The sequence below is a fragment of the Methylibium sp. genome (assembly GCF_013817365.1).
In the GTDB taxonomy this organism is placed as follows: Bacteria; Pseudomonadota; Gammaproteobacteria; order Burkholderiales; family Burkholderiaceae_C; genus Methylibium.
On record NZ_JACDCU010000132.1, the window covers coordinates 1 to 9,006 of the forward strand.

A 9,006-nucleotide genomic window follows, 5' to 3' on the forward strand; every position below is an offset into this window, starting at 1 on the left:
TCCGGTCATGCATCGCTCAAGAAACCAATGACGGATCGTCGGTCACGTCACCGAAATGACCGGTCACGTTCCCGAAACCGTCGGTCACGATGCCGAAAACACCGGTCACGCTCTTCCGAAATACCCAGCGCCGCACGCACGATCTGCAAGAGCGCCTCACAGCGTGCGCAATTGCGAAGCGGTCGCCATGGGTGGCAACGGCGCCAGGTTCGAGGTCGAACGTGGACGTGACCATCGGTGGCAGGTATTCCGCGGCCGCCGAGACCGACCGGACGGCCCAGGCAACACCGACCCAGCGGAAAGTAAGCACTTGGGAAGAAATCCAGCCGGCCTCGCCAACGCTGAGCCCTTGCGCCAGATCAACAACGCGCCGTCCGAATCCCGATCTTGGGGAACCCCTGGGCCGACCCGTGAATCCACAGCACGTTGCGTCGCATCAGAAACGGCAATCGGCAAGGCCGCGCAAAGCACCCGAACTGGAGACCACCATGCAGCAAGATATCGTCGATCATCCCGAATGCGTCGCTTGGGCACTTGCGCTGTTGACGGCCGCCGACGCCTGCGTGGGCCGTTGCGAGATCGACCGGCTCGAAGAACTCGATGCGTTCCGAAGCATCGGCGTGAGCCGCGCGCGCTTTCTGGAGATCGCGCACACCTGCCGAGACGAGATCGGCGAAAACCTGATCGGCCTCTCCTGGCTGCGAGCGGACGACCTGGAGCGCATCGACCGCATCCTCGACGCGGTGCGTGATGCGCAGTTGCGTCTGCTGGTGTGCCGTCTCGCCACCGCTTCAATCACGGCGGACGGCTGCATCAGCGATGCCGAACACAGGGTCTTTAACCACATGCTTGGCCATTGGCATGTGCATCGCTCGATGGTGTCCGAAGCCATTCAGAGCGACTCGCTGAACTGATCGTGACCATTACCGGCCTTTTGCTGGCTGGCCAAACACCTCTTCGCGCGCCACCTGGCTGATCGCGACCACGGCCGGATGGATCAGGCGCCGTTGGGTGGTGATGGCGTAAAGCTGCTCCTGCACCGAGTCGATGGTTCCGAGCTTCTTCACGCCGTACTGCTTGCGTACGTAGTCGGCAATGGCCGATGGCGCCACGAAGACACCCGATCCGGCCTGACCGAAGGCCTTCATCAAGGCGCTATCGTCGAACTCGCCGATGACACGCGGACGGATGTGCTGCTCGTCGAACCATTGCATCAGCCTGGGTCGGATCGCCACTTCCGCGCCGGGCAACAGGAATGGTGAGTTGTCGAGGCAAGCCGGGAACTTCCCCTTCAATGTGGATGCCAGGCTCGGAGCCGCAAAGGCAGACAAGCCACTCTCACCCAGAAAGTGGTTGTACGCGCGCACGTTCACCCCGGCAGGCATCGAACGGTCGGCAATGACCATGTCGAGCCGGTTCACGGCCAGTTCGGCCAGCAAGGATTCCAGCGGTCCTTCCCGACAGATCAACCGAACCGGTTCGTCGATGCGCAGAGCCGGTTCGACCAGCCGATACGCCACCGACTTGGGCACGACGTCGGCGATGCCCACCTTGAACACCAGGGCTCGCTGCGTCGGCGGGTCGTTCAGCATGTCCAGCAGTTCGTCGCCGAGGGTGAAGATCTCATCGGCATAGCTGAGCGTGCGCCGCCCCGTCTCGGTCAGTTCGAGGCTGCGCCCCACACGCTGAAACAACTGCACGCCGAGTGCATCCTCCAGCGTGGTGAGTTGGCCACTGATCGACTGCGGCGACAGGTGAAGTTGCTCGCTGGCCCGCGCAATGCTCCCGGCTTTGGCCACCATCCAGAAGTAACGCAGGTGCTTGAAGTTGAGCGCCGTCATGGTGCAAGCCTGACATCCAAAAAGTCGATCTACGGGCTCACTATATTCGACTTGTTCGATGTGCACGTCCTACTCACACTGCTGGTCATCAGCCACTCCCTTTGGGACAGACGATGCAGATCGACGTTCAGGCACTCGGCTTCGAACTCACGCCCGCCTTGCGCTCGCACGCCGTGCGCCGCTTGCACTTCGCGCTCGGCCGCTCCGACGCGCAGGTGTCTCGGCTCTGGGTCCGCCTGTCTGACCTGAACGGTCCGCGCGGCGGAGAGGACAAGCGCTGCCAGGTGCGAGTCACGTTGACGGACGCTCCGGAGGTCGTCATCGAAGACACCGAGGCTGACCTCTATGTCGCCATCGACCGCGCCGCCGATCGGGCCGGCCGGACAGTGGCGCGTCGACTCGAACGGTCCCGCGATCAACGCCACGGTCCACCTCCGTCGCCCGCCATCGACGAAGCCTCGGACGCCCCGTCGCCCTGATTCCAGCCCGCTGACCCCCAAGGAGGAAGCATGAACACGACCCATCCGCTACCCGGCCTCATCGGCACAGGGCCAGTCGCCCTCGCCGGCAACAAGGTGATCCGCAACACCTACCTCCTGCTGTCGATGACGCTGCTGTTTTCCGCAACCGTGGCCGGCCTGGGCGCGGCGTGGAAGCTGCCGCACCCTGGCCTGATCATCACGCTGGTGGGCTACTTCGGCCTGCTGTACGCGACCACGAAGCTGCGCAACAGCGGCTGGGGCCTGGTGAGCGTGTTCGCACTGACCGGTTTTATGGGCTACACGCTGGGGCCGATCGTCAGCCACTACCTGGGCATGCCCAACGGCGGCCAGACGGTGATGACGGCGATGGGCGCCACCGCCGCGATCTTCGTCGGCCTCTCGGCCTACGCGCTGACCACCCGCAAGGACTTCAGCTTCATGGGCGGCTTCCTGATGGTTGGCATCCTGACCGCCTTCCTGACTGGGTTGAGCGCGATCTTCTTCCAGATGCCCGCACTGTCGCTGGCCGTCTCGGCGATGTTCGTGCTGCTGATGTCCGGGCTGATCCTGTACGAGACCAGCAACATCATCCGCGGCGGCGAAACCAACTACGTGATGGCCACGGTCACGCTGTTCGTCGCCATCTTCAACCTGTTCACCAGCCTGCTGCAGCTGCTGGGCTTCACGAACAGCGACGACTGACGTCGACGCGCCACTGCCACCGGGACCTTCAGCGTGCAAGACATCTCCTTTGCCACCGGCCCCATGTGGGCCGGCTTCATCGCCTTCGTGGTGGCCATGCTGGCTCTCGACCTGTTCGTGCTGGGCGGCAACAAGGCACACCGCGTTTCGGTCAAGGAGGCCGGTGCCTGGGTGGCCACCTGGGTGACGCTGGCGCTGGCCTTCGGGGCGCTGTTGTGGTGGTACCTGGACGGCAGCCTCGGCCGCGAAATCGCCAACCGCAAAGCGCTCGAATTCCTCACCGGCTACCTGATCGAGCAGTCGCTGTCGGTGGACAACATGTTCGTCTTCGTGATGATCTTCACCTACTTCGCCGTGCCACCCGAGTTGCAGCGCCGTGTCCTGCTGTACGGGGTGCTGGGAGCCATCGTGATGCGCGCCGGCATGATCCTGGCCGGCGTGTGGCTGGTGAAGGAGTTCGCCTGGATCCTGTATGTCTTCGGCGCCTTCCTGGTGCTCACCGGCATCAAGATGCTGGTGTTCGCCGACAAGCAGCCCGACCTGGATAGCAATCCGTTGCTGCGCTGGCTGCGTGGGCACATGCGCATCACGCCGGACTTCCACGGCCAGTCGTTCTTCGTGCGTCAGCAGGGCCTGCTGTACGCCACGCCGATGTTCCTGGTGCTGGTGATGATCGAGTTGAGCGACCTCGTGTTCGCCGTCGACAGCATCCCTGCGATCTTCGCCGTGACCACCGATCCGTTCATCGTCTTCACGTCCAACATCTTCGCCATCATGGGGCTGCGCGCGCTGTACTTCCTGCTCGCCGACATGGCCGGCCGCTTCCACCTGCTGAAGTACGGCCTGGCCATCGTGCTCGTGTTCATCGGCGGCAAGATGCTGGTCATGCCGTGGTTCCACATGCCGGTGCAGTGGTCGCTGGCGGTCGTCGGCACCATCATCGCGATGTCTGTCCTTCTCAGCTTGAAACTCTCGACGCCGAAGCCGGTTGTTGTCGGTGCCACCGATGGCCGCGCCTGATGGAGCCCAACTATGACACTCGCACCCACAACGCCAGCCTTGATGCTTGCGCAAGATGTTCCTCCAGCGCCTTGTGGCGAGCAGCGCGACGAGCACGGACGACGCATTGCGCTGTCGTTCGAGTCCAACACGGTCCGGCCCGTTGCGCCTCCCGCCGATTGCTGGCTCGTTGCACTGGATGGCTCCGGCCATTCGTTGCGAGCGCTGGCAACGGCCATGCGTCTTGCGACCGAGAGTGGCGTCAACACACTCGACCTGGCCACGGTCCATCACTGGCTGAGCACGGAGGCCGCCGAAACGGAACTTGCGCTGCGCGGCTGGGCAACGACCGCTGAAGCCCGCGCCCATCTCGACGCCCGCGGGTTCGGTTGGCGGCTTCATGCGCTGATGGGCGAGCCCGCGGTGCGCATCGTCGAACAGGCTGCGGCGCTCGGTAGCCGAGGCATCGTCATCGGTGCACGCGGCTTGACCGCGTTCGACGGGCTGCTGATGGGCTCCGTTGCGCAACAGGTGCTTCACACGGCGCGGGGCGCCGTGCTCGTCGTTCGCGGGTCCGCAAGCTTCAAGGAGTAGACACCATGCTGAAAATACTCGTTCCGGTCGACGGCTCCAGCAACTCCCAGCATGCCGTGCGGCATGTCCTGCGCGAGTTCCGGAGCAACCCGGCGATGGACATCCATCTGCTCAACGTCCAGCCGCCGTTTTCCAGGCACATCACACAATGGGTCGACCGCAAGGCAGTGAACGAGGTGCACGCCGAGGCGTCGGAGAAGGCGTTGCGGCCGATCCGGCAGATGCTCGACCAAGCCGGCGCACCCTATGCGGTGCACCTCGCCGTCGGAGAGAAGGCGACTTCGATTGCGAAGGCTGCCCAGCAACTGCGATGCGACCACATCGTCATCGGCACCGCGCGCAAGAACTCGCTCATCCGCACCGTCGAAGGCTCCGTCACCAACGAGGTGATCGAGTTGACGACCGTGCCAGTCGTCGCGATTGCCGGTGACCCGGCATCGAAGGCAGAGCGCTACGGCATTCCGGCCGGCATCGCCGGCAGTCTGGCCTGGTTGGTGGTCGCCGCAGCGAACTGACGCAACCCTTTGCCAATCCACTTGAACGAACCCAACTGCCTGCCGGCCGCGGGTGGGGCTGTACGTCTCGATCCTCAACCCGCTCGCCTGCCTGCCGCACCCTCTTGTGCATCGGCGGCTCGGATGAATGATATCTGCAAGGGCCAACCCATGAAGTGCCCCACCTGCCCTGACACTGCCTTGGCGATTACCGATCGCCAAGGGATAGAGATCGACTACTGCCCGCAATGCCGAGGTGTGTGGCTCGATCGCGGTGAACTCGACAAGCTCATAGAGCGCGCCGCAATGCCAGCTGCAAGCCCTGTGGCTGCCAGTTCGCGACCCGACTTTGTGGATTCGGACTACGCGGCGCTCATGGTCACCCCGCCAGACGCAGGAAGTCCTGGCCCAGCGAAATCTTCGATTGATGGACCCTCGACCACATCCCCAACGCAAACTGGAGTTGCCTTTAGAAGAACACCAGGTTGCTCTGGAAGGCATTCAGCACCAACGCGACGGCCGCTCCCACCGCGAGCAGCAGACCGCCGACCAGAGCGAGCTTCTTGTGGCGGGGTTTCATGGTCACGGTTCCCGTTGCATGACGCGAAGAGTGTGTGCAGTGGCGACACGACTGGCTGGCCAGGCAGACAGACAGACAGACAGACAGACAGCGAAGCCGACCTTGCCGCGTGTCGGTGAGTTCCAGCCGAGCGGCCGACGCCCGAACGAGACTCAGGCCTGGATGTAGCGATTCAGGTGTTCGATGGTCGCTTCGTGGTCGCTGATGATGTCGTCCACGATGTCCCGGATCGAGATCATGCCCAGCACGGTGTCGCCTGCCAGCACCGGCAGATGGCGGATCTTGTGCTGACTCATCAAGGACATGCACTCACGGGAGCGGGTCTGCGGAGCGACAACGACGAGGGTGCGCGTCATGATCTCGGCCACCTTCACGTCCTTCGAACTGCGGCCCCAGAGGGCGACCTTGCGGGTGTAGTCGCGCTCCGAGACGATGCCCACGAGCTTGCCTTGCGCCATCACCATCAGGGCGCCGACGTCGTGCTTGGCCAGCAAGTGAAGCAGTTCGAGGACCGTCATGTCCGGATCGGCGGTCCAGGCCGCAGGCGGTCGACGCTTGAGCAGTTCCGAGACGGGTTTCATTCCGGTTCCCCCTCACGCGCCGGCATGACACGACCCGTCCGGTGCGGGCCCGCGCCGATGCCGCGGCAGCATGACGTCGACTTCGCAGAACAGCGGATCGAATGCCTCGAGCCCCTCTGGCCGCATGCCCCAATGCTCGACGGCCGCCAGCATCACCATCGATTCGCTCTCGTGCACGTACCCGTCGGCATGGATGACGCCGCCGCAAAGTTGCAGCACCGTGCGCCGCAGGTCGGGATCCTGCACCTCGGACATCCACTGCTCGATTATCGAAGGGTCGATGCGGCACTCGTCGTCGCCTTCGGCCTTTGCGGTCAGCAACAAGTCTGCGCACAGATCCGAGACCACCGACTGGAACTCCGCGTCCGTCAGGCCGAGTTGCCCGAGTGCGTGCAATTCGTCGAGCCTGTCCAGTTCGGCGCGCTGGATTTCGCCATCGCAGACGAGGGTCAGTGCCACGATGCGGGCGCAGGCGCGCGGACTGTTGATTTCATAGGAGCCCAGTTCCTGGGCTTGTGGGTAGGCTGGCATCGAATGCACTCCTTTGGCCATCACGAAGAGCGTGACAGCCCTCAATGTACGGCCCGCGACACCACACGTATATTCTGATATTGACGACTTACACTTCCGCAAATCAGAAGACATCGGCTTTCAGCCCGCGGCCGAGAACAGAGATCGCGATGAACTACGGACACCTGCACTACTTCTGGGTTGCTGCCAAGGCGGGCGGCATCATGCGGGCCGCCGAGCAACTGCACACCGCGCCGCAGACCCTGTCGACCCAGATCAAGCTGCTGGAGGAACACCTCGGGCTGAAGCTCTTTCGCCGCAGTGGGCGCCACCTGGCCTTGACCGAGATGGGCAGCGTCGTGCTCGGCTACGCCGACGGCATCTTCGCGCTCGGGGCCGAGTTGGAAGGCGCAGCCCGGCAGGCCCGCAGCGGGCCGCGGACACTGGACTTCCGCGTCGGCGTGGCCGACTCGGTGACCAAGGCCGTGGCGTACCGATTGCTGGAGCCGGCGCTCGACGTACCGGAGCCGGTGCGACTGATCTGCGGCGAAGGCAAGCTCCCCGATCTGCTGTCCCAACTGGCGCTGAACCGCCTTGACCTCGTGATCGCGGACGAGCCGATGCCCAGGCGGGTCAGCGTCAAGGCGTTCAACCATGCACTGGGCAGTTCCGCGATGACCTTCTTTTGCGCGCCGAAGCTCAAGACGTGGCTGAAACGCCCTTTCCCGCAATGCCTGGACGGCGCACCGATGCTCGTACAGGCAGCATCGACAGCCATCCGCCAGCAGTTCGACAGTTGGCTGTCCCGGCGCGGGATTCATCCGCGCGTGATCGCCGAGTTCGAAGACGGCGCGTTGATGAAGGCCTTCGGTCGCGAGGGGCGAGGTGTGTTCATGGCGCCCACCGTGCTGGAGGCAGAAATCCAGGCCCAGTACGGCGTCAAGGTGATCGGGCGCAGCGACGATCTGGTGGAAGAGTTTTATGCCATTTCGGTCGAGCGGCGCATCACCCACCCGTGCGTGGTGGCGATCAGCCGTGCCGCGCGGGGCCAGTTGTTCGGCGCGTGATTGCAGGTTGGGGAGCCTGAGCAGCGCCGTTCAGCAGCGCCCATCAATCGGGCGGCGGCGGCGGCCTGACCGATGCGCCGAGCTTCAACGCGGCCTGGATCAGCAGGTGGGCCGACACCGGCGCCGTGAGGAACAGGAACAAAGTGATCAGCAGTTCATGCAGGCTCGGCGCGCCCTTGGCGACGCTGAACCAGAGCGCCGAGGCGATCAGCACGCAGCCCACGCCGAGCGTCGTCGCCTTCGTCGGGCCGTGCAGCCGCTTGAGAAAACCTGACAGTATCGCCAGGCCCCACGAGCCGATCAGCGCGAACGCCGCGCCGACGACGACGAGCAACGCGAGCAATGCATCGAGCCAGACAGGCAAGGCATTCATTCGACGATGTCCCTCGAAGCACGTACTTTGACAGCACCACGGTGCTGACGAAGCCGAGCATCGCGATCACCAGCGCCGCCTCGAAATACAACTCGCTGCGCAGCTGGATGCCCAGCAACACCAAAAGCGCGAGCGTGTTGATGTGCAGCGTGTCGAGCGCCAGGATACGGTCTGGCAGCGACGGGCCGCGCAGCAGGCGCCAGGCGTTCAATGCGAGTGCGATCACGAAGGCACCGATCGCCCAGGGCAGCACCGTGGCCAGCAGATTCATTGGATAGCCTCCGCGCTGCGCGCTGGGCGCTGCGGTATTCGCCTTGGGAGCGGCCCAGCGGCTCATGCGTCGACTCCTTCGAAGATCTGGCGCAGCGGCGCCTCGTAGCGGCTCTTGACCGTCGCGATCAACGCATCCTCATTGTCGATGCTGAAGGTATGGATCAGCAGGTGGCGTGGGTCGGGCGACAACTCGGCGGACAGCGTGCCCGGTGTCATGATGATGATGCCTGCGAGCACGACGATGCCGTGCGGGTCGGTGATCGCCAGCGGCACCCAGACGAAACCCGGATGGATCGCCGCTTCGATGCTCGGCACAGCGCCTCCCGGCGGGCGCACGACGCCGGTCCGTGATCGCCTGTACGACGAGGCCGTGCGGCAAGTCGGCGTTTAGGGAACATCTGCACAACGCGATGCGAAGTGCGGTTTGAAGGGGCCTGACGCCGATGGCGCGCCGAGATCGCCAATACAGTCGGTTTTGCGGCTTGCTCGAGTCACTTCACGGGCACTCGG

General features: G+C 64.1%; 13 protein-coding genes and 3 pseudogenes. 8 read left to right on the forward strand and 8 right to left on the reverse strand.

Features of this window, described 5'->3' with window-relative positions; genetic code table 11:
* Nucleotides 1-16 precede the first annotated feature (16 nt).
* Nucleotides 17-235, reverse strand: a complete 219-nt coding sequence (locus H0W38_RS09960) for a hypothetical protein (protein WP_292453420.1) — start codon at nucleotides 233-235, stop codon at nucleotides 17-19.
* On the opposite strand from H0W38_RS09960, the gene H0W38_RS09965 reads away from it, so the two are divergent.
* A complete protein-coding gene (locus tag H0W38_RS09965; RefSeq protein ID WP_292453422.1) occupies nucleotides 222-914 on the forward strand; it encodes a hypothetical protein in 693 nt (230 codons plus the stop codon). The two genes, H0W38_RS09960 and H0W38_RS09965, sit on opposite strands and share 14 nt — an antisense overlap.
* 9 nt (nucleotides 915-923) lie before the next feature.
* Here H0W38_RS09965 and nhaR (H0W38_RS09970) read toward each other — a convergent pair whose 3' ends face one another.
* Nucleotides 924-1,841 (reverse strand): transcriptional activator NhaR, encoded by a 918-nt coding sequence (nhaR, locus tag H0W38_RS09970; protein ID WP_292453423.1) that lies wholly within the window; start codon nucleotides 1,839-1,841, stop codon nucleotides 924-926.
* Between the two features lie 113 nt (nucleotides 1,842-1,954).
* On the opposite strand from nhaR (H0W38_RS09970), the gene H0W38_RS09975 reads away from it, so the two are divergent.
* From H0W38_RS09975 to H0W38_RS10000, 6 genes and pseudogenes are all read left to right on the forward strand, one after another.
* On the forward strand, nucleotides 1,955-2,320 hold the full coding sequence (locus H0W38_RS09975) for an HPF/RaiA family ribosome-associated protein (RefSeq protein WP_292453425.1): 366 nt from the start codon (nucleotides 1,955-1,957) through the stop codon (nucleotides 2,318-2,320).
* A gap of 30 nt (nucleotides 2,321-2,350) precedes the next feature.
* Nucleotides 2,351-3,025, forward strand: a complete 675-nt coding sequence (locus H0W38_RS09980) for a Bax inhibitor-1/YccA family protein (RefSeq protein ID WP_292453427.1) — start codon at nucleotides 2,351-2,353, stop codon at nucleotides 3,023-3,025.
* Between the two features lie 33 nt (nucleotides 3,026-3,058).
* The gene (locus H0W38_RS09985; protein ID WP_292453428.1) at nucleotides 3,059-4,045 is read left to right on the forward strand and encodes a TerC family protein; all 987 of its coding nucleotides are present in this window, start codon (nucleotides 3,059-3,061) and stop codon (nucleotides 4,043-4,045) included.
* 42 nt (nucleotides 4,046-4,087) lie between these two features.
* A complete protein-coding gene (locus tag H0W38_RS09990; RefSeq protein WP_292453445.1) occupies nucleotides 4,088-4,618 on the forward strand; it encodes a universal stress protein in 531 nt (176 codons plus the stop codon).
* 5 nt (nucleotides 4,619-4,623) lie between these two features.
* Complete coding sequence (locus H0W38_RS09995) at nucleotides 4,624-5,133, forward strand: universal stress protein (RefSeq protein WP_292453431.1); 510 nt, start codon at nucleotides 4,624-4,626, stop codon at nucleotides 5,131-5,133.
* A gap of 150 nt (nucleotides 5,134-5,283) precedes the next feature.
* A pseudogene (locus tag H0W38_RS10000) lies at nucleotides 5,284-5,540 on the forward strand (zf-TFIIB domain-containing protein).
* A gap of 44 nt (nucleotides 5,541-5,584) precedes the next feature.
* Here the strand turns inward: H0W38_RS10000 and H0W38_RS10005 are convergent.
* From H0W38_RS10005 to H0W38_RS10015, 3 genes and pseudogenes are all read right to left on the reverse strand, one after another.
* Nucleotides 5,585-5,692 (reverse strand): annotated as a pseudogene (locus tag H0W38_RS10005) (cytochrome c biogenesis protein CcmE); the annotation flags it as partial.
* Nucleotides 5,693-5,844: 152 nt separating this feature from the next.
* Complete coding sequence (locus H0W38_RS10010) at nucleotides 5,845-6,273, reverse strand: CBS domain-containing protein (protein ID WP_292453433.1); 429 nt, start codon at nucleotides 6,271-6,273, stop codon at nucleotides 5,845-5,847.
* A gap of 12 nt (nucleotides 6,274-6,285) precedes the next feature.
* Entirely contained in the window at nucleotides 6,286-6,918 is a 633-nt protein-coding gene (locus H0W38_RS10015) for a hypothetical protein (protein WP_292453435.1), read from the reverse strand.
* Nucleotides 6,919-6,953: 35 nt separating this feature from the next.
* Here H0W38_RS10015 and nhaR (H0W38_RS10020) point away from each other — a divergent pair, with 35 nt between their 5' ends.
* On the forward strand, nucleotides 6,954-7,850 hold the full coding sequence (gene nhaR / locus H0W38_RS10020) for a transcriptional activator NhaR (RefSeq protein ID WP_292453437.1): 897 nt from the start codon (nucleotides 6,954-6,956) through the stop codon (nucleotides 7,848-7,850).
* Nucleotides 7,851-7,893: 43 nt separating this feature from the next.
* On the opposite strand, the gene H0W38_RS10025 is transcribed toward nhaR (H0W38_RS10020), so the two are convergent.
* The 3 genes and pseudogenes from H0W38_RS10025 to H0W38_RS10035 form a co-directional block, all read right to left on the reverse strand.
* Nucleotides 7,894-8,223 carry a Na+/H+ antiporter subunit G gene (locus tag H0W38_RS10025; RefSeq protein WP_292453440.1) on the reverse strand — a complete coding sequence of 110 codons (330 nt, stop codon included), beginning with the start codon at nucleotides 8,221-8,223 and terminating at the stop codon, nucleotides 7,894-7,896.
* 10 nt (nucleotides 8,224-8,233) lie between these two features.
* Nucleotides 8,234-8,494: pseudogene (locus tag H0W38_RS10030) on the reverse strand (K+/H+ antiporter subunit F); the annotation flags it as partial.
* Nucleotides 8,495-8,556: 62 nt separating this feature from the next.
* Nucleotides 8,557-8,811, reverse strand: a complete 255-nt coding sequence (locus tag H0W38_RS10035) for a Na+/H+ antiporter subunit E (RefSeq protein WP_292453442.1) — start codon at nucleotides 8,809-8,811, stop codon at nucleotides 8,557-8,559.
* Nucleotides 8,812-9,006: the final 195 nt, after the last annotated feature.

What these genes read in the sequence shown, in the direction of transcription:
- nhaR (WP_292453437.1), top strand. Translation starts at nt 6,954, where the DNA reads ATGAACTACGGACACCTGCACTACTTCTGGGTTGCTGCCAAGGCGGGC.
- H0W38_RS10010 (WP_292453433.1), bottom strand. Translation starts at nt 6,273, where the DNA reads ATGAAACCCGTCTCGGAACTGCTCAAGCGTCGACCGCCTGCGGCCTGG.
- H0W38_RS09960 (WP_292453420.1), bottom strand. Translation starts at nt 235, where the DNA reads ATGGTCACGTCCACGTTCGACCTCGAACCTGGCGCCGTTGCCACCCAT.
- H0W38_RS09975 (WP_292453425.1), top strand. Translation starts at nt 1,955, where the DNA reads ATGCAGATCGACGTTCAGGCACTCGGCTTCGAACTCACGCCCGCCTTG.
- H0W38_RS10025 (WP_292453440.1), bottom strand. Translation starts at nt 8,223, where the DNA reads ATGAATGCCTTGCCTGTCTGGCTCGATGCATTGCTCGCGTTGCTCGTC.
- H0W38_RS09980 (WP_292453427.1), top strand. Translation starts at nt 2,351, where the DNA reads ATGAACACGACCCATCCGCTACCCGGCCTCATCGGCACAGGGCCAGTC.
- H0W38_RS09995 (WP_292453431.1), top strand. Translation starts at nt 4,624, where the DNA reads ATGCTGAAAATACTCGTTCCGGTCGACGGCTCCAGCAACTCCCAGCAT.
- nhaR (WP_292453423.1), bottom strand. Translation starts at nt 1,841, where the DNA reads ATGACGGCGCTCAACTTCAAGCACCTGCGTTACTTCTGGATGGTGGCC.
- H0W38_RS10015 (WP_292453435.1), bottom strand. Translation starts at nt 6,918, where the DNA reads ATGTCTTCTGATTTGCGGAAGTGTAAGTCGTCAATATCAGAATATACG.
- H0W38_RS09990 (WP_292453445.1), top strand. Translation starts at nt 4,088, where the DNA reads ATGCTTGCGCAAGATGTTCCTCCAGCGCCTTGTGGCGAGCAGCGCGAC.